Genomic DNA, 20,701 nt, shown 5'->3' with positions numbered 1-20,701 from the left:
CCTGCTATTTTACCTTTTGTGAAGGTAAATAAGCTATAAAACTTAGGACAAATAAGAGCAATATGACCGATAGTGCGATCGAGTAGCCATAAGCTGATGAAATATGCTGCCAAATGAAAAATTTATTTTCTTTTTGATGTAGAAATACACCGACGATAAATGTGATTCCCAGGCATATTGATAGTTGTTGTATCGTAAGATAGATGGCAGATCCGACTGAAATTAATTTTTCATTGAGGTCTTTTAAGGCAAGAGTCATTAATGCAGGTAGCACACTACCGCAACCAATGCCGTATAAAAAGAACAGGGTATGTATCTGGTAGTTATTTAAAAGCATCCTATTAAAAATGAAAAGATGTGCAACCAATCCCAAAATCATGATGCCTAATCCATAAAGCACCACAATTTTTCCATGACGCTGTATCAACTTGCTGACCATAACGCTTGCCAATACATAACCTATACCTTGATAAACAAAGGCAATTCCGGTCATTGTTGCTGTATAATTCTTTTGATTTTGAAGGTAATTGGAATTTATGATAAAATAAGCGTCCTGTACCATATAGTAGGCTAATGCGGCCAGCAGACCCAAATTGAAAACCCGATTATTGAATAAGGTGAAATTGAGTACGCTAGGATAGCCCATCTTTTCTAATTTACGCTGTTTTTTTAGAAATAGCTGGACAAAAACAAGCGTTGTTCCCAGGACAAGCAGTGACCATATTGGCCATTTCAAGTCAGGCCCCATGATTAATGGAAAAATTATTCCCATTAAAAGCGTAAATAATGTTACCATTGGTTTAAAAGAAACAGCGGATTTAACGTAGACTTGATCGTTAGCTGTATAACGATAGACAGCAAAGCAGGCGACCACCCCAATGGGAACATTAATTAAAAAGATAAGACGCCAGCTTTCATGTATCCAGGTCTGGTCGGGAAGTATTCCTCCCAATAATTGACCGATGACAGAAGCGATGCCTGCTATACTCCCATAAATACCCAATGCCATTGATCTCTTCTCGGGATTTTCAAAACGTAAGGTGATCAATGCGATACCCTGTGGAACCATCAATCCAGAACTAATCCCTTGGATCAATCTTCCGGCCAATAAAATGTAAAGATTATCGGCTAAGCCACATAAAAGAGAGGCTACTGTAAAACCAGCCATGCCAATTAAATATAATTTCTTCTTTCCATAATGATTTCCGGCATTCCCTGCATTGATTAGAAGACTTGTGTAACCAATGATATATAGTATTATGATCCATTGCGTATCACTATTGCGTAGATGTATCGCATGTTGAACCGTGGGAAGAGAAACATTAATGATAAAAAGATCGATGACGAAAAGAAATATACCCGTTGAAAGGAGGAAAATATGAAGTAGATCCTTAATTTGAAAGCGCATATAGAAAGTTTTTAATAATTTTACGATTAAAAATAGTTTGGATATTTTTTGCAATCAAGTAGTTATAAATGATGTACTTGGTATGTTTTTATGAACTAATGGTCAGTATGAGGAGATTATGAAGGAAAAAAAAAGTGAAAATTTTGGAGCCTGTTGTGATGTCAACGGAATTTTTAAGATAATTGGCGGAAAATGGAAAGTTTTGCTCATTAAGGCTGTTGCCAAACAATGCCCCAAAAGATTTGGAGAACTACGGCGGGAAATGGAAGATCTGGCGCAAACGACCTTGACCGTTCAACTCCGTGAGCTCGAACGTGATGGTATTTTATGTAGACAGATTTATGCTGAATCTCCACCACGTGTGGAGTATAAACTTAGCGAATTAGGTAAAACTTTACTGCCGGTCATTGAAAGACTTGATGAGTGGTGGTGTGATTACAAACGCGAAAGGGGATAGGCATTTAGTTTATATTCCCTTTCGCTACTCATTTTTGCTGATGCCTAATGAGACAATTGTACCGATGATACAACAGTTTGCATCCATTCTGTTTCTTTAAAAGGTGCATTTAGCCACAACATTGCTAATAGCGCTACCTCAAAATAAATTTGATGGGAAGTCTTGTTAAAGCATGACCTCGGCGTCAGTGATTCCTTTGGTTGATAGGTCTGAGATGCTCCTTAGTGTTCTTTGCGAAATTTCGGTTAATGCTTCTGTGGTGAAAAAAGCTTGGTGTGCCGTCACTAAGACATTCGGATAACTCATCAATAATTGTATTGTTTCATCTTCAATAATTGTTGTCGATAAGTCTTTAAAAAACAACTTTTCCTCTTGTTCATAGACATCAATACCCAGTAAACCAATTTTTCGTTCTTTGAGTGCTTTAATGACATCTTGGGTGTTGATCAGATTGCCTCTGCTTGTATTAATAATAGTAACGCCGTCTTTCATTTTCCCCAATGACTCGCTATTGATGAGGTAGTGGTTCTCGGAGGTTAGGGGACAATGAAGTGAAATGATATCTGATTCTTTAAAGAGCTCATCCAATGATTTGTAATTGACACCCTGTGTTGTAAGCTGCTGATCGGGATATAAGTCATAGGCAATTATTTCTGCCCCAAATCCCAATGCAATTTTGATAAAGGCCTTTCCAATTTTTCCCGTTCCAATAACGCCAATTTTTTTCTGGTGAAGATTAAATCCTAAAAGGCCATTCAATGCAAAATTTTGCTCCCTTACGCGGTTATAGGCTTTATGGGTTTTACGATTCAATGTCAATAACATTGCCATTGTATGCTCTGCAACTGCTTCTGGGGAATAAGCCGGGACCCGACATACCTGAATGCCAAACTCCTTTGCCGCCTCCAGGTCAACATTGTTAAAACCAGCACAGCGTAATGCAATCAGTTCGACACCTTTTTGAGCAAGTACTTCAATCACTTGTCGGTTTAGTTTATCATTGACAAATGCGCAGACCACTTTCTCATCTTCAATAGCATTGACAATATGTGGACCTAAATGCGTTTCAAAAAAATTAAACTGAAATCCGTAAGCGCTGTTTTCCTGTTCAAAGAATAATTTGTCGTATGGTTTAGTCGAAAAGAAGGCGATTTTCATAAAATTGTTTGTTACGTAATAAAATACCATAAATATACAGTATAAATAGCTTATTTGGAACTTCCGTTGTAGGATGTTTCCCAATTGTTATCACATCATTTAACAAAAAATAAGCTAAATTAGACGCATTACTTCGATCGTTATACAAATTTTAAGACTATTAAATTGTCCCGATATGCAGTGGTCAAATCAACTCACAAGATCAATAGGTATTGAATATCCGATTATCCAAGCTCCAATGTTTGGTGTTACGACACCAGAAATGGTCATTGCAGCCTCGCGTGCTGGAGCGCTCGGTTCGTTATCTTTGGGTGATCTGCCGCCAGAACGTTGCAGCGAACTTATTCGTTTGACTGCCGAAAATCTAAAGCGGCCTTTCGAGGTCAATATTTTTGTCAATAATATTCCCAAGGTTTCATTCGATTTAAGGAAACAGTATAGTGAAACAAAAACTTTCGTGGAGCAATTAGCCGCGCAGCACGACTTGAAAGTAACCTTACCCGAGCTTGATAGTATCCATTTGACCGATTACAGGGAACAGATTGACGTAATCACCACCCATCGGTGTAAAGTTGTGAGTTTTACGTTTGGAAATTTGGATACAGAAAGTATAAAACGATTGAAAGACAATGATGTTACTCTTATTGGTACATGCACCTCGGTGGCAGAAGCAATCGCTTTGGAAGAATCTGGCATTGACATCATCTGTGTACAGGGACTAGAAGCAGGGGGACATCGCGGAAGTTTTGACGAGACTCCAATACCGGCGATTGGCGGACTTTCACTACTACCGCAGGTAAAGGAGCATGTCCATGTTCCCCTTATTTATGCCGGTGGTTTATACAACGCTAGTACATTGCATGCTGCAAAGTTCTTAGGTGCCAGTGGCTTCCAGGTGGGTAGTTTATTACTCAAATCTAAGGAGAGCGCGCTCCTGGACTTTGAAAAAGCGCGTCTTTCAGGCGTTAATGAATCAGACATCGTATTAACGAGGAGCTTTTCAGGGCGCTACGCCAGAGGTATAAAAAATAAATTCATTGAAGCTTTAGAAGCCGCTCAAAAGATTTTGCCCTATCCTTATCAAAATAAACTCACAGGCGAATTAAGAAGAGTAGCAAGGATAAATAGAAATGCTGATTTTATCAACATTTGGACCGGACAATCGATACATTCTTACAGTGAACTTTCTACTGCAGATATTATTCGTTCCTTGATCGAAGAAGTTGAAATTTTACATACTAGTTTAGTTGTTTAACAATAAACACGAAATAAGCTATGTCAATATATTGTCATTTTAAGAGATAACAATCCTTAAAACCTGCGTTTAAATTATTTAAATCCACCTGTAGTTGTTAATCTACAAGACATTTTCTTTTTTTTTCGAAACTTTGTCTCACCGTGAAAAACTAAAAATCTACCGCTATGGAGAACGAAAAAAAGAGAATTCTTGTTATCGAAGATAATGAAATTCTATTGAGCACAATGCAGTTTGTTCTTGTAAGAGAAGGGTATGACCTCTTACTGGCAAAGTCCGGTAAAGAAGCCCTTTCGCTGGTTTCGGATGAAACCATTGATTTGGTCATAACAGATCTGGCATTACCCTTTGCTAATGGTTACGAAATAATCGATCGCATTCGGAAAAGCAGTACGAATAATCAGGTGCCCGTTATTATTATTTCAGGCTATCGAGATGACAACAGCATTGTTGAAGGTTTCGAAGTAGGAGCCAACGATTATATCAAAAAACCTATTTCGCCGTCTGAACTGATATCCCGTGTACGATTAAGAATAGGTCATGCTTAGTAAAATAGAACATACGATTCATAGCATCCGATCCTTTTTTGAGGGTGAGGGTTGGCCTATTTTGGTTACGATAGCGCTTGTGTTGAGCTTTCTATTTTGGGTAAGCTGTCTTGTCGGTATTGCTATCTTTTATTATCGCGACTATCGGTATCGCCTATATCATGCTAAATATATCCTGTATTGCGAGATTTTATCTATGAACACATTTTGATTGATAATAGGAATAGCCATTATCCGGTGGATAAACTAGCGTTGGATCTTCATAAGCCGATCATTCAGAAAGTGGTCCGTCAAATATTGCATGAATATATTTTTACTATCGGTGGAGAGAAAGGAAAAAATATGCGGAGTTTATTTAATGAATTGGGCTTCGATAGAGAAGCCCAATACGAAATAAGACACGAGAGCCACCATGTGGCAGCCACGGTAAGATCTTTGGCCGATTTAGCATTGATGAAGGTCGAGATCCAGGATGCGGTTTTGATGCAGCTGATGAGTAGCCCACGCATTGAAGTTCGGGTAGCGGCCTTTAAATATCTTTTGCAGGTGCGGGGTGAAATATCCTTCGATCAGGTTTTTTCTGGTATTGCAGGAATTACTGACCTGGATGCACTTGATATCTATCAAACAATTGTCTCAACCGATTATGTGGGATCTTACGTCTTCTCTCAATGGCTCGACGGCGCTCAATCTTTTTCAATCAATAGCCTTATGATGGACCTCATGGTCTATTACCAGCAATTAGATGAAGAAAAATTATGGCAGCTCATCGTTTCAGCTCAGGATGCTAAAACGCTACACAAAGCGATCAACTCATTGGGCAAACTCCTGGCGAGAGATAGCGAAAGTCGGTTAGTTGATTTTTACACCGTCGAGCAGCCCTTAAATGTCAAGATAGAGATTGTAAAAGCATTGGGGCGTCTTGGTCAAGGCAAATCGATCGATCTTTTAGAGAATATCTTCAACGACAAAAGTACAGTATTGGCACTACGAAAACACGCTTATTGTTCCCTGCTCGCGCAAAAGCCTTACAGTACATCAAGTTTAAGTAAAATTGAAACTGCTGAAAATTTGGACGATTATAAGCTTATACGTTATGTTAGTCACCCTATGGTTCACTATATATAGATTGCTAGGTATTGGTTCCATAACACAAAAGTATTGCATATGAAACATTTTATATTTTCAATAGAATTTGTTTTCGGATTTTATTGTCTCTTGCTGTTGATTGTATACGTCATGTTGTTTCGGATGTCATCCATATCGATCCGGAAGAATCTTCGGAAGCGAAATTCCCGACGTGTGCAGACATTAATGGAGTCTGAAATTGCTCCAGGGGTAAGTATTGTCGCACCAGCATATAATGAATCGGTTACAATCGTGAACAATGTACGTTCGCTGATGACACTGTTTTACTCCAGATACGAGGTCGTTATTGTGAATGATGGCAGTAAAGATGATACATTGGAGAAGCTCATTAAAGAGTTTGATCTGGTCCAGGTAGACTTTTTGGTTGACTATTTGGTGCCATGTAAGGAGATTAAAGCAATCTACAAATCCAGGGACATCTCTCATAAACGACTAACGATCGTTGATAAAATAAACGGGGGCAGTAAGGCCGATGCGGTAAATGCTGGAATTAATGTAGCTTCCTTTCCTTATATTTTAAATACCGATGTGGATTGTGTGCTCGCTAATGATACCCTCGTTCAATTAATCGAAGCTGTACTGGATTCGAAGGAACGTGTAATCGCTGTGGGCGCAACACTACGGATGTCAAACTCCAGTTATGTGGATTCCGGTATGTTGGTGGAAGCTGCATTACCCAAACCCATATTGGCCCGTTTTCAGGAAATGGAATACATTCGATCATACCTGTTGGGTAAAATGGGCTGGAATTACCTCAACTGTATTCCCAATGTTTCTGGGGGATTGGGATTGTTTGATAAAGAGATTCTCATTGCTGCGGGCGGATATGATTCTAATTCCTTGGGTGAGGATATGGAGATGGTAACCAGAATGTGTATGACCATGTGTGACAATAACCAAAAATACGAGGTCAAGTATATTCCGCAGACGCTCTGTTGGACTGAGGGGCCTGACAGCCTCAAGATGTTAACGCGTCAACGTGTACGCTGGGCGCGGGGTTTGATGCAAATTATGCGCACACATCGTAAGGCCTTTTTTAATCCAAAGTACAAAAGGTTTGGACTCATCGTTTTTCCATACAATGCCATTTTCGAATTTTTTGCCCCTATTATGGAAATTTTAGGTATTTTCTTTTATATCTACCTCATCCTAACACATGGCATTAATTGGCCAATGGCTATTCTTTTATTCATCTTCGTCTATATGTTTTCGGTCTTTCTGACAAGTTTTTCCATTTTACTGGACAATTATGTCTATAAATATTACAAACGGCGAAAAGATATTATAAGCTTATGCCTCACCGCATTTATAGAACCATTTGTATATCATCCCATTATCGTTTATAGCTCGCTGGGCTATGTCCAAGAACTTTTTGGGAAAAAGCATGCCTGGGGGGAAATGACGCGAAAAGGCACCTTAACTCCTTTGCCATCTGATCACATTAAAAAGTAGAAAAATGAAAAAATTAATCCTATCTGCGCTAATTTTTTGTTTGCTATTTTTGTCGCAAGTTGTACATGCGCAGGTTAACTGGCAAAATAAAACATACGACGTTGACAGCTTGGTTCCAAAAGCCGCTGGCTACCTGCGAGCAGGAAGAGTGGGGGAATCCATTGCATTGAGCCAAACCGTATTATCAAAATATCCTAAATACACGGATTTTAGGTATATCTTGGGATTGAGCTATCAGAAGATGGGGCGAGCCGACTGGGCGATTCCCTATTTTGAAGCAGTGGTTTCGAGCGAGCCCAGCTACAGAGACGCGTATCTTTCATTAGCTGCACTATATGAGTCTTCTAATCAGCCTGAAAAAGCAACGATTACCTGGCAATCCGCACGTAAACGGTTTCCGATGGACGCTGAAATCATCAGGTTGTATAGCGAATTTGAACATAGGAAGTTAACACGTGACCGTGATGCGTGCATCGATATCTGGTATAAAAGGGGACGGAATTTCGTCGAAAAGGGAGATGTATTTCAAGCATTGGCTTATTCGGACAGTATACAACATGCCGATCCTGCAGACAATCGTTTCTTATACCTGCGATCAAGTGCTTTTATGACGAATAGAGAATACGGGAAAGCGAAGACAGATTTCGAAACTTTATGGAGCAGAGGTGACAGTTCGATTTTTGTTACCGAACAATTAGCAAACATTGCCGCACTAAACAAAGATTATTCAACGGCATTGGGTTATATGAATCAGCTGGTAGCGAAGATGCCGGAAAATTTACAATATCAGCATTTGACCAAAGTTTACCGCGAGAATATGCCTTATAAGTTTTATGTTGGAGCAAATCATATGCAAAGTTCGCAAGATCGGCCAAATGGACATTTCTTTATTTCAGGTCTGGAATATGGCCAAAAATTAGGGGAGAAAAATACACTTATCGGACAGTTTAATTACGGGAATAGACGTGGTGAGAAAGGTTATCAGGTCGGTTTGGATGCTTGGCTTAACTACAGTAAAAATATATATGCCTATCACCAGATAGCTTGGGCTGATGGCAGTGTTTTTCCAACGTGGCGCGCATCTTATAGCCTGTATCGGGAAGCGGGATTGTGGCTCTTCGATTTCGGAGGAAGGTATGTTCGTGCAAATGACAATACAAATAATTACGGACTTGTCGCTTCGGCAGGCCGATATTTTGGGCCAACTTTTGTCTATTTAAGGGGATTTTTGTTACGTGATGAACAACGATGGAACCAAGCCTACTCCCTCGCGATCCGACATTATTATAACAGTGAAAAACCGGATTCCTATGTCACACTAATCGGTAATGTGGGGACTTCGCCAGATGATCCATCGCGTTATCAATTCCTAAACAACCGTTTCAATTTTTTATCCCGATCAATTAATGCAGGCTGGCAACATCACATAGATGCTTGGGGTTTTACACTCATGGGCGGTTGGAGCTATTACAAAGTTGCTGAAAATAGATTTATGAACCAGTATGATCTAAATCTATCATTAAGGAGATATTTTTAATATGATGTGGAAGTTTATGTTAGGTCTATTGTCTTTGGTAACGATAGTTCAGGGTAAGGAAAGAATGGTATTGGTGGACAATGGGAAAACGGATTATGTTATCCAGGCGGATGCAAATGATCCTGTTGTACAAAAAGCTGCTGCGGTGATAAACACCTTTACAAAAGAAAGCACAGGTGTAGATTTTGCAATACAAGCTGAAGTTGATGGTACACATGCCATTATTTTGGAAAGAAGCCCAATAACAAATGCGTCCCCTGAAGACAGTTATTCGATTGAAGCTGTCGGAAAAAATATTTACATCAAGGGAAGTGGTAGAGGTGTAATATTTGCGGCGTACCGTTATGTCAGGGATGTTATTGGTGGGCGAAAGTGGTATACAGGTAAAGAAAATACCGATGTTCCAAAGTGTACTGCGTTATATGTGGATGCCGATTTAAAAATCTTTTCAAAGCCTAATTTTCAGTTTAGAGAAGTTTATTTCCCTGTGGAATTGGATCAGGAGTACATGGACTGGTATGGCCTACATAATTTGGAAGATAGATGGGGGGACTGGGGCCATACCTTCAGTAAAATATTGCCACCATGGATTTACTTTAAAGATCATCCGGAATATTACGCGCTGTATGATGGGAAGCGTCAACCGAATCAGCTCTGTCTTTCCAATGAAGAAGTTTTTAATCATACAGTCGCTTACTTTAAGAAAAGGATGCTTGAAAATCCAACGGCTATCTATTGGTCCATAGCAGCCAATGACGACATTGGAAGCTGTACTTGCGATCTTTGCCAAGCCATTGATAAGCGCGAAGGAGGAGCACAGGGCTCCTTGATTCACTTTGTGAATAGGGTGGCAGGAAAATTTCCAGACAAGAAATTTACGACGCTGGCGTATCTCGAATCGGCTAATGCTCCAGCGCATCTTCGCGTCGCAGATAATGTTTCGGTTATATTAAGTAATATCGATGCTTTTCGGAAAAATGATATCAGTAGTGAATATTCTGCAACAACTTTCCGTAGACAATTGGGCGCTTGGAAATCAAAAGCGAAGCATGTGTTTGTATGGGATTATTTGACTCAGTTTACCAATTATCTTGCCCCGTTCCCCATTCAAGGAACGATGCAGAAAAGCATGCAATATTTGAAAGGACAAGGGGTAGAAGGGGTATTCTTACAAGGTGGCGGAGCGACCTATAGTGATATGGCGGAGTTAAATGCTTATATTTTGGCTAACCTTGCCTGGGATACAGATGGTCGTTCAGAAGAGCAATTGACAGATGAATTTATTGAGGGCTATTATGGTAAGGCAGCGCCATTTATTAAGAAATATCTCGATCTGCGAAGAAATCACTTGCCTGGAGCGTCCTCCGCTTTGTCGATTTATGGAAATCCAATTGATAATAGAAAGGATTTTTTGAGTCCCGAAGCTATGGATCAATACAGTACATTGTTAGAAAAAGCTGAAATTGCAAGTGAAGGAAATCCTTTATTAGAATCGCGTATTAGACGTGTCGGTTTAGGCTTGGATTACACCTACTTGCAACAAGCACGGTTCTATGGTCCGCATCGGCATGGTATCTTTGAGCAAGACGGCGAACATTGGGTTGTGAGGCCTAATGTAAGCCGTAAAGTGACTCAATTTATTAAAGACGCCAAAAGGCTAGGGGTAATAGAACTTGCCGAAGGGGGGGCGTCACCTGATGCTTATGCAAAAGAGTGGAGCGAAATATTCAATGCTGGAGTCAGAACGAACAAAGCTTCACAAGCAAGTATAAAACTGAAAAATCCATTCGATCCTTCCTTCCCTGCCAATGGTCTGGAAACCCTCTCCGATAGTGTCCCAGGATACATGGATTATAGCTACAACTGGTTGCTATGGAATGGGGAGCCAATGGATATTACGTTTGATTTTGAACAGGAAAAACACATCGATACGATAGAGCTTAATTTTCTAAAGGATGCCCGACATTGGATATTTTCACCAAAGGAAGTCCGCATTTCGGTATCCCAAAATGGCGAAGATTTTCAAGATGTGCTGCTGAGGAAACTTGAATCTCAGGAGGAAGATTATACAGTGGAGAAGGTTCGCTATCGAGCTTTGATAAACGACCGTGTTAAGGTCATTCGAGTCTATGCTGAGCCCTTAGCAAAATTACCTGAATGGAGGTATCATCCGAAACGGAACGCGCTTATAGCCTGTGATGAAATATGGATAAACTGATGTTGAAGATGTATCTATAGAACTGATTTTAATGGTGTGTGGATATTGTTCTACAATAAATTTTTTAGTGGTTTAATTTAATACGGAAAATGATTAAATTAGAGTTAACTAAGTTATAAACAGATTCATATGGAAATTAAAACATCTTCAAAATTTGTTGCCGAACTAATTGGAACATTTGGTTTGGTACTTTTTGGTTGTGGAGCTGCCGCTATTGCAGGGGCCAATACCACAGCTGGACTTTCTGGCCTTGGCCTTTTGGGTATTGCAGTTGCCTTCGGCCTTTCGGTCGTGGTTTTTGCTTATGCGATCGGAAGAATCTCAGGTTGTCATATCAATCCTGCCGTTACGGTTGGTGTATTATTGGCGGGTAAAATGTCTGCTAAGGATGCAATTGTGTATATCATTGCTCAATTTATTGGCGCACTTTTGGAGCATTTGTTCTTCAACAGATTTTGAGTGGACAGCTGGCCGGCTTTACTGCAGGTGAATGGGCCTATGGCTCCAACGGATGGGGAAAGGGTTATCAAAACGAGTATGGTACTGCTTCTGCCTTTCTGATCGAAGCAGTGTTAAAGTTTCTTTTTCTATTTGTGATATTAGCGACAACCTCTAAAGTAGGTAACAGTACAATGGCTGGACTTGCAATCGGTTTTACACTGCTATTAATCCACCTCGTTGCTATCCCTGTAACGGGTACATCCGTTAACCCAGCACGTTCATTTGGTCCTGCCATTTTAGCGGGGGGGCAAGCTTTGTCTCAGCTATGGTTATTTATCGTTGCGCCGCTCGTGGGTGCTGCAGTTGCAGCGGTTGTTTGGAAAGCGTTGGAACCTAAAGACTAATTTTTTTCATTTTATCGGATGCGTCCAATGGGTACAACATACCTATTGGACGCTTTCATTTAGGAGTGATTGATAAGCCTAGAGGCAGGATCACTAAGATTTCAATATGGCCTCCATAAAACTTGCAACCTGCTCCTCGTCGGTGGCCCAGGAGGTAATCAGGCGAATAGCAGCATAATCATTATCTATTTCCTTCCAAATATAAAACTGGTATTTCTGACTCAATGTCTCTATGACAGATTTGGGTAAAATCGGGAAAATTTGATTAGTGGTTGAGTCTGTCAAAAATGAATGGCCTTTTTCTTTGATCACCTGAGCGATCCGCATAGCGTAGGAATTTGCTTTTTGCGCTAGTTCAAAATATAAATCATCTTTAAAGAGCTCGAGAAACTGAATGGATAAAACCCGGCCCTTGGCAAGCAAAGCGCCCTTCTGCTTGATTGCATAGTCAAAATCCAGTGCCAATTCGGGTTTATTAAACACTACGGCTTCACCTAAAAGCGCACCGTTTTTCGTCCCGCCAATATAGAATACGTCAGCATAATTTCCAATGTCTTTCAGTGTTAGATCGTTGTTTTCAGCCATCAAAGCATGCCCCAACCGAGCTCCATCCAGATAAAGTAAAAGATGATGTTCTTGACAACATACATAAAGTGCTTCCAATTCTGTCAGCGTATAGATCGTGCCAATTTCAGTCGAATTGGAAATATACACTATTCTTGGCTTTACGACATGTGGTGCCAGTGCATGTTCCTTTAACGTTTTTGTAATATCCTTCGGCGTTAGTTTTCCATCAAGTGTTTCGACAGTAATGACTTTGTGTCCAGTTGCTTCGATAGCGCCAGTTTCATTGGCCGATATGTGCCCCGTTTTTGCGCTAATTACGGCTTCATGGATACGTAAGAGAAAGGATAGCACAAGTAGATTGGTCTGTGTTCCGCCAGATAAAAAGTAAACAACAGCTTGCTCGTTCGCTATCTTTTTCTTCAAAATGCTTTTTGCTGCTTTAGCATATTCATCTTCGCCGTAGCCGGCTTGTTGTATCAGATTTGTTTCAATAAGTTTATCTAAAATGCGGGGGTGCGCCCCTTCGGAATAATCGTTTTTAAAATTATACATAACGCTGTTTTTTACTTCAGATGCTATTTACTAAGTACGTCAAACGCATTACCAGGATGATAAATGAATCTTGACCGAGTCAAATGTATAAATACAATATCGTTTTTTAACAATCTGAGCAGGAAAAAAATGGGATAAAAGCTATGAATATAACATTCTGAGCGTATAAGAAAAGAATATGTTGTTTTGCACTGTAAATGTTTTTTCAAAACTTATGATTAAATTTGGGAGAGGAGGTAGAAATAAATATTTATCCTTATCAAATTATGAAAAGAGTCGTATTTGTTGCGAGTATTTCGCTGGCGTTTGGAATGGGGTACGCCTTTAATACCATGAGCAATTTGAACCGACCTGTCGAGTTAAAAAGAGTAACTGGTATAGGCGGAATTTTCTTCAAGTGCAAAGATCCTAAAAAATTAAGAGCCTGGTATGCCGATCATCTGGGACTGGCAACAAATTCTTACGGCGCTGTATTTGAGTGGTATCAGGGTGCTGATAGTACGAAAAAAGGATTTACGCAATGGAGCCCTTTTAAAGAGAGTACAAGCTATTTTGGCCCCTCGGAAAAAGACTTTATGATCAATTATCGGGTTGCCGATATTGAACTTCTAACCGATCAATTGAAGAAGGAGGGAGTTACGGTACTTGATAAGATCGAGTCCTTTGACTATGGCAAATTTGTTCATATCATGGATATTGAAGGAAATAAAATAGAGCTTTGGCAGCCGAATGATCTTGCTTATGAAAAGATGGGCATCGATATGGGGGCCAAAACGACAAAGTAGGTCTATTCAGTTCACAACGCAGGGTCTGTTTTTAGCAAATGATTTTTAAGATAATCAAGAAATGCAGCTCCAAGCGCTCCCAAGCAATAAGCCCCTAAATCTGACCAGAGAAATCCTTGTCCAAATACGAGGCGCAAAAGTGAATTGCTCCTTATCCATAAAAATAGGGGCAATTGGACAAGTTGTAAAAATTCAATGGTAAAACAGAATAGAATGGTAATGATACAGTAGGAGAACAGTGATTTTTTAATAAATATTAAGCGTGATAACCAATACACCATCATGGCATAAAGCACATCGCCACATATAGGCGATATGACAGATATTTTACGTGAGATTAAACCCAAGAGTAGAGTTGTCACCATTAGGACCAAATACTGAATTTTTGCCGCGCTTTTCATTTCGTATATCGATGCCAAATTTATTGCCTGGAATAGGAAATTGTTTCAACAGGATTTCCAAAGATCTTTTTGTTCCCCTTTGTCTTCACAAATCTACCCTGTTGTGCTATTGCACTAGCGATGGAGAAAATGACATTTGTGTCGTTTTGGGGGTGTATTGTAGCGAGTAGCTGTCTATTTTGATCGAACAGCTGAAGCTGGTTAACCAAAGCATGGTTTATTTCCATGATGTAGATCTCTTTCAGTGGAATAATGCTATCCTCTTTTTTCGGCTGCCTGATAGATAAGTTCGCACTGTCAACTTGTACTTCAATCTTGGGATTGATCAATTGCAAGATGACGACGAGTGGACCAATGATAACAACCGCAACCAATATCCCTAAGCCCTTCGCCGAACCAAAGTTATTTGCCGCATCGGCCATCCCATTTATACCACCGAAGATCATATAACATAGTATAAATACAACAACTAAATAAATTAATCCAAAGATTAAGCCCTTTTTAACCTGATGTGATTTAAACTGAAAAGTCTTCATACGATACGCTTTGATTTTTTACAAATATATTAATTAAAGATATTTATATTTATGCAATCAGAGAGATATTATGTTAAACATTTTTTCATTTTGTTCGAGCAGGTAGTGGAAAACAGCATTGAAATTAAGAGAACCAACTTCCAACGGAAATCAGATTATTTTCAACTGCTGATGTATATGCTATGCTCAGTGCTGGGTGTTGTCAGTATATTTTGGGATTGGAAAGCAAGTATCCCAGCTGTAATGTGTACAATTTTTGTGTTAATAATACGACGTAAGGTTGACATTTTGTCTAATATGAGCTGGTTTATTTTTGGATTTATTGCTGTTGCATTGCTTTTGTCCTGGATTTTTCATCTGTCTTTTGGTCTGTTTGTGCTTCAGTGTGCATTATTTGCAACCGTTAAACTTGCCATATCAAAATTTAGAGAGATTGGTCAAGATCACACTGATATTATCTTCTCTTTAAATGCCATTGAGTTCTCTTGTCTATGTCCCGAAAACAGCGATTATAAGGGCTATGCAATAAATCCCATGGGCTATAAAAAGCGATTTCAAATGGCAGATATTCGCTCTGTACAACGCGATCGCAAAAATCTACTTATCGTATTAAAAGAACAGATCGTCCGCCCCCGCGAACTTAGACAGGAAGAGATAGAGCTCATTCTTACGTATTTTAGAAAAAATAAGGCCGATCTTATTCATGCGGTAACCACCGAAAGGATCCTCCAGGAAGAGGATCGTGTCTATTGGATCAAGCTGATTGTTTTTGCTTTGCCCTGTCTGTTGGCGGTATGCGCAATCTATATTTTTGCTGATAACGGGCGAAATTCATTAATCAGCGTATGTATCATTATTGGGGCAATACTTGTAGCGGTAATTTTATTAAAAATCACGAATTTGATTTATCATCATGGTGAGAAAAAGTAATTTTTTTATTTTAAGAAGTCCGCATACCAATGCCCAGAGGATTTGATGATACGTTGTTGATTTTTGAAATCAACATACACCAGTCCAAATCTTGGCCGATATCCTTCAGCCCATTCGAAGTTGTCAAGAAAAGTCCATACAAAATAGCCCTTGACATTTATACCTTCCTGTTTCGCACGATAAACTTGTTGCAATGCTTCCTGTAAATAGGAAACTCTTTTAGGATCATGTACTATACCATTCTCGGCTTTATCCGGAAACGCGGCGCCGTTTTCGGTAACAATTAAAGGCGGCATGTTTTGGTAGGTACTGAATTTTTTGAGCATATGATAGATGGACGCTGGGTAAACCTCCCAGTTCATTTCAGTTAAATCAACTTTACGCTCTTTTGCGGATACTATTTTTGCTTGGAGATAAGGAACGAACATGGCGTATCGTATAACCTCCCGCGTATAATTCTGTATCCCAATGAAATCCATATCAAATTTCAGGTCTCTTTCATCATTCAATTTAATATACTTCTCAATTCTATTCAGTATTTTAATCTCCTGAGTAGGATAGCCCATTCCTAAGAGAGGTTCTATAAACAGACGATTGAGTAATACGTCTGCTTTTTTTGCTGCTTTAATGTCCTTGTCTCTCGATGTGAATGGTTCGACATGAGAACATGAAAATGTAGTTCCAACCTGACTGTCGGGCTGGATCGATTTGATGATTCGACCTCCCTGTGCTTGTGCCAATGCCGCATGATGCGCGGCGGCCAAAAAATTACCCAGACCTTTTCGTTCCGGTGCATGCACGCCAAAGAAATAACCTGCGGCAGTGAATACGGTAGGCTCATTGAGAACCATCCAGTTTTTAACACGATCACCGTAGGTATGCACACATTTGGAAACAAATTCGCCAAACCAATCTTTTACATCACGGTTCACCCAGCCACCTTTTTTTTCTAATGCATGGGGAAGATCCCAATGGTATAAGGTAACCCAAGGGGTGATCCCTAGTTCGAGCGATAGGTCGATCAATCGATCATAAAAATCCAAACCTGATTGATTTACTTCACCGATTCCACCCGGGAAAATACGGCTCCATGATAAGGAGAATCTATAATTAGGAATATGCATTCCTTTCATTAGATGGAGATCCTGGACGTAGCGATTATAAAAATCGCAAGCCTGATTACCATGTTGATTTTGAAATATACGGTTCCTTTTTTGTACAAAGATATCCCAAATAGAAGGACCTTTGCCATGTAAATCATGCGCACCCTCGATCTGATAGGCAGCTGTAGACACTCCCCAAATAAAATCTTTGCCAAAAGCATCTTTGGTTAAAAGCATTTATAAAATAAAATTATCGGACCTCAATGCCGTTTAAAAACAATTAGGTCTTGTGGAATCTCAAGGGTGAATAGAATGAACTGAATCGACCTAGAAAGATCCTAAATATAATTCGCTGGAAAAAATAGTTTATCGTTTTCATAATAGATACATTACTCCGTTGATTACATTGAACTATTGTATGATAAAGTAACGAAACGAAAATGAACTGTATATAAACTATGTGTTAAATATACGAAAAAAACACCGCGATGAATCATGGTATTTAACTTAGCCGTATGCTAATTCTAAGCAAGTTTTATTCGTAAGTACGATCTTACCAGAATGTCTAATTGGCGTAGATTCTTAATCCCAATTTTTGAGCTATCTAATTTCAAATTCCGTATATATTGTCCTTTTAAATTCTAAAACTTCGGGGGCTACTTTAAATCCTTCGCCGCCGTAACCCTTGTTGAATGTTTCTAACGCCATCCCTGTTCTAAACTGCGTCGATTGGTTGGATGCGCTTCCGTCGTTCGACAAAAACAGCAGTTTGCCAATTTCGACATCTGCCCGAGATGCAAGTTTTTTTGCAGATTTTAATGCATCATCATAAGCAATAAGATCCGCTTCTCTTAAAATACTGTCTGCTTTGGAATGATCGAATGAGATGGAGCCTATTCCGCTTATTTTGGTCTCTAACAACTTGCCTGTTAATTCTGTAAATTTCGATAAATCATGTAAAACAAAATCGATTGTTTGTTGTGCTTGATAACCAATAAATTTATTGGTATTTCCGATGTATTGATAATCCTTATTTGCTGATACGCTGCTTGTTTTAATGTCTTCCTTTTTATTGCCGTATTTTTGGAGCAATGCAATGACCGTATCGACAGTTGCTTGAGTCTCTCTAACCGCGTCTACCATCCTCGGTTTTGTGAATGCCGTATTGATTGTCAACGTGACTTGATCGGGCATTATCCTAATCTTTCCTTCACCACTGACACGAATTCTATTTTCACCTTCTTTTGCTGCCCGATCACAGGACAATACTACCATAATGCCACTCAAGCATATAAAAAATAAAGTGATTAACTGTTTTTTCATACTTTTTGATGTTCAATCTATTAAATCAATAAGTTGTTCCCTAAATATCTAAATATAATGAATAACTAGGATATCCGCTAGGGTAAAATGCAGTTGAAGAATAGGAAGGTCTAAGTAATGGGAAATAAGATAAAAAAGCAGGCTAAATACCTGCTTTTTTTATCTTGAAAAGAGACCATTTTTTAATCGATACTTTTTGAATAAATCTTTAGGTGTTTTTGCAGTGCTTTCCTGGCCATATGTATACGTGTTTTGACCGTACCCTCCGGGATTTGCAGATGCTCTGCAATTTCATAATATTTAAATCCTTCCAAAAACATTGCAAAGGCGTTATAGTAATCTTTTGATAAACTATTGAGTGCGTGTTGTATATCAGAGGCTATAAAATTATTTTCACCGCGATTGGTTGTTATTTCATTATGATAACCTATACTTACATATTCATTGCGGTAATTCTCCAATCTTTTATTTCGAGTATATTGGTTAATATATGTATTTTTCATGATTATATAGAGCCAGGACATCAACTTTGGATGTTTCAGGAATTTTTCAATAGATCCCAATGACCTTACCATGGTCTCCTGAACCAGATCTTCTCGTTCATCCGGATCGTTTGTAAATTGCGCTGCCAAATATTTTAATGTAGGTCTTTTTTCCTTAAACAGTTGATCGATTGTTAAATTTTCCATATTATCAAGTTTTAAGTGTCTATCTTGCCTATATCACTACAATTAAGGTGCTAGAAAATAATTAAGAGGAAATGCGTTGACGCTGAATGGATCAAGCTGTTTTATTACTTGTTTTATTTTAACAATCAGTTAGTCAATGTTTTATGTAGAATAACTATTCAGCTATCAGGCTGATGCTAAGCGTTATTCTGCATTAATAACAAGTGTTTTCCTGTTTCATTTCCCCCTTTTTTCTTTTTGTCGCACGTATTTATACGTAGTGTTTTAATTGGTACATTTTTAATGGCTAAATAGATGTGAATATTTAAAACTGTTGATACCTTTAAATGGTTATTAGTTATGACATGTAATGAAAAACAATATGGGGGACGAAAACAAAAAACTATATTTTGATCTATCAGAAGAGCCTGTGGGACGGTTGGAGAACCTCAAAGAGCCTTCGGAACTAAAGCAGGTATGGGATGGTAGTCAAGAAGATTTTTATAAATCGATTATTAGGAATCAACAAGATGATATTGGAAAAATAGGACGGTATTTCCGCGATGAATTGGCTCAGGAACTTTACGGAATGCGTATATCTCTTCAGAATTTTACAAATCGCTATGGTGATTTTGAAGAATTACGTTGCTTACGTGATTCATTAAGCACGTTGGTTATGGAGATTCGTAATAAAGCTGTATTGCTCTACAATCCGATACTGAATGATCTTGGCATTTTTCATGCAGTTGATGAGGCTGTGGCGAGTTATAGAAAACAATCGGGTTTTACAATTGACACCTTGCTAGATCCGCATTTAAGAGAATTGCATCATGAGGCACAAGTTCAGCTGTTTAAGTTACTTACTGCTATATTCCAGTATTTAAATGATGAGATTCCTTCACAGGCTATTTCAGTTTCGGTACAGGTGATTGAATTTGAGATTTTAGTTAAAGTGTCACCTTTTTTTAGCCAGGGGAGATCGCTGTCAACAATAAAACATAAACATAGTCCAATGCGTTTGATGAAGATTGCTGAACTCTATAATGCACGGATTATGAATCATACGCCGGAGACAGGTATTTTACTTAAATTAACTATTTAAAAAAAGAATAATGATAAAAATCCTATTGGTTGAAGACCACATGGTTGTACGTAACGGAATAAAATTACTATTAGAATCGCAAGATGGATTTGAAGTTGTTGGAGAGGCGTCGAATGGAAAGGAGGCTCTTCAGTTCTTAAATTCTAATCCTGTTCCTGATATTGTCTTAACAGACATCAGCATGGAGGAAATGGATGGTATTGAACTATTACATAAATTAAAAAAACAGTATCCGTCCATTAAAGTAGTAATACTGTCCATGTTGAATCAGATCAACTACGTTGTTGAAGCATTTGAATCTGGTCTTGCCGGATATTTGGTTAAAAACGTTGGCTATAACGAATTGCTTTTTGGATTAAATCATATCGCAAATGGGGGACGATACATGAGCGAGGAAATCGCAATGATACTATTGGACCAAGTTCGCTCTGGACAAAGCTATGCACAGGTATCAGGCGAGCTACAGACAGATTTTGATATCTCCGATAGAGAGCTTGAAGTACTCAAATTAATTGCAGAAGGATACACAAATATTGAAATTGCCGATAAGATATTTTTAAGCAAGCGTACAGTTGAAGGACACCGTCAAAACTTAATCGATAAAGCGGGCGTAAAAAATACAGCTCATTTGGTCAAATTTGCATTTGAAAGAGGCATTTTGAATTAAAAATTTCCTGATAGCCCCATCAGGAAATTTGAAATCTACA

General features: G+C 38.9%; 21 protein-coding genes. 13 read left to right on the top strand and 8 right to left on the bottom strand.

Annotated elements, in window-relative coordinates:
• Nucleotides 1–4: 4 nt before the first annotated feature.
• Nucleotides 5–1,408 carry an MFS transporter gene (locus tag B3297_RS09060; RefSeq protein WP_286778807.1) on the bottom strand — a complete coding sequence of 468 codons (1,404 nt, stop codon included), beginning with the start codon at nucleotides 1,406–1,408 and terminating at the stop codon, nucleotides 5–7.
• 118 nt (nucleotides 1,409–1,526) lie between these two features.
• On the opposite strand from B3297_RS09060, the gene B3297_RS09055 reads away from it, so the two are divergent.
• Nucleotides 1,527–1,865 carry a winged helix-turn-helix transcriptional regulator gene (locus B3297_RS09055; protein WP_112375470.1) on the top strand — a complete coding sequence of 113 codons (339 nt, stop codon included), beginning with the start codon at nucleotides 1,527–1,529 and terminating at the stop codon, nucleotides 1,863–1,865.
• Between the two features lie 165 nt (nucleotides 1,866–2,030).
• Here the strand turns inward: B3297_RS09055 and B3297_RS09050 are convergent, their stop codons facing one another.
• Nucleotides 2,031–3,023 carry a 2-hydroxyacid dehydrogenase gene (locus B3297_RS09050; RefSeq protein ID WP_046673609.1) on the bottom strand — a complete coding sequence of 331 codons (993 nt, stop codon included), beginning with the start codon at nucleotides 3,021–3,023 and terminating at the stop codon, nucleotides 2,031–2,033.
• Nucleotides 3,024–3,198: 175 nt separating this feature from the next.
• On the opposite strand from B3297_RS09050, the gene B3297_RS09045 reads away from it, so the two are divergent.
• From B3297_RS09045 to B3297_RS24710, 8 genes are all read left to right on the top strand, one after another.
• The gene (locus tag B3297_RS09045; RefSeq protein WP_286778806.1) at nucleotides 3,199–4,278 is read left to right on the top strand and encodes an NAD(P)H-dependent flavin oxidoreductase; all 1,080 of its coding nucleotides are present in this window, start codon (nucleotides 3,199–3,201) and stop codon (nucleotides 4,276–4,278) included.
• A gap of 167 nt (nucleotides 4,279–4,445) precedes the next feature.
• Complete coding sequence (locus tag B3297_RS09040; RefSeq protein WP_046673523.1) at nucleotides 4,446–4,826, top strand: response regulator; 381 nt, start codon at nucleotides 4,446–4,448, stop codon at nucleotides 4,824–4,826.
• A gap of 237 nt (nucleotides 4,827–5,063) precedes the next feature.
• Nucleotides 5,064–5,954, top strand: a complete 891-nt coding sequence (locus tag B3297_RS09035; protein WP_286778805.1) for a HEAT repeat domain-containing protein — start codon at nucleotides 5,064–5,066, stop codon at nucleotides 5,952–5,954.
• Nucleotides 5,955–5,993: 39 nt separating this feature from the next.
• The gene (locus B3297_RS09030; RefSeq protein WP_286778804.1) at nucleotides 5,994–7,427 is read left to right on the top strand and encodes a glycosyltransferase family 2 protein; all 1,434 of its coding nucleotides are present in this window, start codon (nucleotides 5,994–5,996) and stop codon (nucleotides 7,425–7,427) included.
• A 4-nt stretch (nucleotides 7,428–7,431) separates the two neighbouring features.
• Nucleotides 7,432–8,964, top strand: coding sequence for a YaiO family outer membrane beta-barrel protein (locus B3297_RS09025; protein WP_286778803.1), 1,533 nt, complete (start codon nucleotides 7,432–7,434; stop codon nucleotides 8,962–8,964).
• A gap of 1 nt (nucleotide 8,965) precedes the next feature.
• Nucleotides 8,966–11,182 (top strand): DUF4838 domain-containing protein, encoded by a 2,217-nt coding sequence (locus B3297_RS09020; RefSeq protein WP_286778802.1) that lies wholly within the window; start codon nucleotides 8,966–8,968, stop codon nucleotides 11,180–11,182.
• A 129-nt stretch (nucleotides 11,183–11,311) separates the two neighbouring features.
• The gene (locus B3297_RS24715) at nucleotides 11,312–11,641 is read left to right on the top strand and encodes an aquaporin (protein WP_312129143.1); all 330 of its coding nucleotides are present in this window, start codon (nucleotides 11,312–11,314) and stop codon (nucleotides 11,639–11,641) included.
• The gene (locus B3297_RS24710; protein WP_312905628.1) at nucleotides 11,638–12,027 is read left to right on the top strand and encodes an aquaporin; all 390 of its coding nucleotides are present in this window, start codon (nucleotides 11,638–11,640) and stop codon (nucleotides 12,025–12,027) included. The genes B3297_RS24715 and B3297_RS24710 overlap by 4 nt, the downstream gene beginning before the upstream one ends.
• Nucleotides 12,028–12,120: 93 nt before the next feature.
• Here B3297_RS24710 and B3297_RS09010 read toward each other — a convergent pair whose 3' ends face one another.
• Nucleotides 12,121–13,146, bottom strand: coding sequence for a threonine aldolase family protein (locus tag B3297_RS09010; RefSeq protein ID WP_070563890.1), 1,026 nt, complete (start codon nucleotides 13,144–13,146; stop codon nucleotides 12,121–12,123).
• Between the two features lie 266 nt (nucleotides 13,147–13,412).
• Between B3297_RS09010 and B3297_RS09005 the strand changes: the two genes are divergently transcribed.
• Nucleotides 13,413–13,931, top strand: a complete 519-nt coding sequence (locus B3297_RS09005) for a VOC family protein (RefSeq protein ID WP_217493517.1) — start codon at nucleotides 13,413–13,415, stop codon at nucleotides 13,929–13,931.
• Nucleotides 13,932–13,942: 11 nt separating this feature from the next.
• Here the strand turns inward: B3297_RS09005 and B3297_RS24860 are convergent, their stop codons facing one another.
• Both B3297_RS24860 and B3297_RS09000 read right to left on the bottom strand, forming a co-directional pair.
• Nucleotides 13,943–14,296, bottom strand: coding sequence for a DUF2809 domain-containing protein (locus B3297_RS24860; RefSeq protein WP_414711982.1), 354 nt, complete (start codon nucleotides 14,294–14,296; stop codon nucleotides 13,943–13,945).
• A gap of 56 nt (nucleotides 14,297–14,352) precedes the next feature.
• Nucleotides 14,353–14,868 carry a hypothetical protein gene (locus tag B3297_RS09000; RefSeq protein ID WP_070563896.1) on the bottom strand — a complete coding sequence of 172 codons (516 nt, stop codon included), beginning with the start codon at nucleotides 14,866–14,868 and terminating at the stop codon, nucleotides 14,353–14,355.
• Nucleotides 14,869–15,165: 297 nt separating this feature from the next.
• Between B3297_RS09000 and B3297_RS08995 the strand changes: the two genes are divergently transcribed.
• The gene (locus B3297_RS08995; protein ID WP_286778801.1) at nucleotides 15,166–15,798 is read left to right on the top strand and encodes a hypothetical protein; all 633 of its coding nucleotides are present in this window, start codon (nucleotides 15,166–15,168) and stop codon (nucleotides 15,796–15,798) included.
• Nucleotides 15,799–15,803: 5 nt separating this feature from the next.
• Here B3297_RS08995 and B3297_RS08990 read toward each other — a convergent pair whose 3' ends face one another.
• The 3 genes from B3297_RS08990 to B3297_RS08980 form a co-directional block, all read right to left on the bottom strand.
• A complete protein-coding gene (locus B3297_RS08990; RefSeq protein ID WP_286778800.1) occupies nucleotides 15,804–17,138 on the bottom strand; it encodes a GH1 family beta-glucosidase in 1,335 nt (444 codons plus the stop codon).
• 363 nt (nucleotides 17,139–17,501) lie between these two features.
• Nucleotides 17,502–18,224 carry an SIMPL domain-containing protein gene (locus tag B3297_RS08985; RefSeq protein WP_112374075.1) on the bottom strand — a complete coding sequence of 241 codons (723 nt, stop codon included), beginning with the start codon at nucleotides 18,222–18,224 and terminating at the stop codon, nucleotides 17,502–17,504.
• Nucleotides 18,225–18,406: 182 nt separating this feature from the next.
• Complete coding sequence (locus tag B3297_RS08980) at nucleotides 18,407–18,913, bottom strand: RNA polymerase sigma factor (protein ID WP_070563905.1); 507 nt, start codon at nucleotides 18,911–18,913, stop codon at nucleotides 18,407–18,409.
• 349 nt (nucleotides 18,914–19,262) lie between these two features.
• Here B3297_RS08980 and B3297_RS08975 point away from each other — a divergent pair, with 349 nt between their 5' ends.
• Nucleotides 19,263–19,994, top strand: coding sequence for a hypothetical protein (locus B3297_RS08975; protein ID WP_286778799.1), 732 nt, complete (start codon nucleotides 19,263–19,265; stop codon nucleotides 19,992–19,994).
• Between the two features lie 10 nt (nucleotides 19,995–20,004).
• Nucleotides 20,005–20,661: a response regulator transcription factor gene (locus tag B3297_RS08970; RefSeq protein WP_286778798.1), complete on the top strand. Its 657-nt coding sequence runs from the start codon at nucleotides 20,005–20,007 to the stop codon at nucleotides 20,659–20,661.
• Nucleotides 20,662–20,701 lie beyond the last annotated feature (40 nt).

The sequence above is a fragment of the Sphingobacterium sp. UBA3519 genome (assembly GCF_002377215.1).
In the GTDB taxonomy this organism is placed as follows: Bacteria; Bacteroidota; Bacteroidia; order Sphingobacteriales; family Sphingobacteriaceae; genus Sphingobacterium; species Sphingobacterium multivorum.
Note: the sequence above shows the minus strand (reverse complement) of the source record. Positions and strands in the feature narration are given on the sequence as shown.

Excerpts from the sequence above, each read along its gene's own strand:
- B3297_RS08970 (WP_286778798.1), top strand. The coding sequence starts at position 20,005 with ATGATAAAAATCCTATTGGTTGAAGACCACATGGTTGTACGTAACGGA.
- B3297_RS08975 (WP_286778799.1), top strand. The coding sequence starts at position 19,263 with ATGAAAAACAATATGGGGGACGAAAACAAAAAACTATATTTTGATCTA.
- B3297_RS09045 (WP_286778806.1), top strand. The coding sequence starts at position 3,199 with ATGCAGTGGTCAAATCAACTCACAAGATCAATAGGTATTGAATATCCG.
- B3297_RS09040 (WP_046673523.1), top strand. The coding sequence starts at position 4,446 with ATGGAGAACGAAAAAAAGAGAATTCTTGTTATCGAAGATAATGAAATT.
- B3297_RS08985 (WP_112374075.1), bottom strand. The coding sequence starts at position 18,224 with ATGAAAAAACAGTTAATCACTTTATTTTTTATATGCTTGAGTGGCATT.
- B3297_RS09020 (WP_286778802.1), top strand. The coding sequence starts at position 8,966 with ATGATGTGGAAGTTTATGTTAGGTCTATTGTCTTTGGTAACGATAGTT.
- B3297_RS24860 (WP_414711982.1), bottom strand. The coding sequence starts at position 14,296 with ATGGTGACAACTCTACTCTTGGGTTTAATCTCACGTAAAATATCTGTC.
- B3297_RS08990 (WP_286778800.1), bottom strand. The coding sequence starts at position 17,138 with ATGCTTTTAACCAAAGATGCTTTTGGCAAAGATTTTATTTGGGGAGTG.
- B3297_RS09060 (WP_286778807.1), bottom strand. The coding sequence starts at position 1,408 with ATGCGCTTTCAAATTAAGGATCTACTTCATATTTTCCTCCTTTCAACG.
- B3297_RS09000 (WP_070563896.1), bottom strand. The coding sequence starts at position 14,868 with ATGAAGACTTTTCAGTTTAAATCACATCAGGTTAAAAAGGGCTTAATC.
- B3297_RS09055 (WP_112375470.1), top strand. The coding sequence starts at position 1,527 with ATGAAGGAAAAAAAAAGTGAAAATTTTGGAGCCTGTTGTGATGTCAAC.
- B3297_RS09050 (WP_046673609.1), bottom strand. The coding sequence starts at position 3,023 with ATGAAAATCGCCTTCTTTTCGACTAAACCATACGACAAATTATTCTTT.
- B3297_RS09010 (WP_070563890.1), bottom strand. The coding sequence starts at position 13,146 with ATGTATAATTTTAAAAACGATTATTCCGAAGGGGCGCACCCCCGCATT.
- B3297_RS09030 (WP_286778804.1), top strand. The coding sequence starts at position 5,994 with ATGAAACATTTTATATTTTCAATAGAATTTGTTTTCGGATTTTATTGT.
- B3297_RS08995 (WP_286778801.1), top strand. The coding sequence starts at position 15,166 with ATGAGCTGGTTTATTTTTGGATTTATTGCTGTTGCATTGCTTTTGTCC.
- B3297_RS24715 (WP_312129143.1), top strand. The coding sequence starts at position 11,312 with ATGGAAATTAAAACATCTTCAAAATTTGTTGCCGAACTAATTGGAACA.
- B3297_RS08980 (WP_070563905.1), bottom strand. The coding sequence starts at position 18,913 with ATGGAAAATTTAACAATCGATCAACTGTTTAAGGAAAAAAGACCTACA.
- B3297_RS09005 (WP_217493517.1), top strand. The coding sequence starts at position 13,413 with ATGAAAAGAGTCGTATTTGTTGCGAGTATTTCGCTGGCGTTTGGAATG.
- B3297_RS09025 (WP_286778803.1), top strand. The coding sequence starts at position 7,432 with ATGAAAAAATTAATCCTATCTGCGCTAATTTTTTGTTTGCTATTTTTG.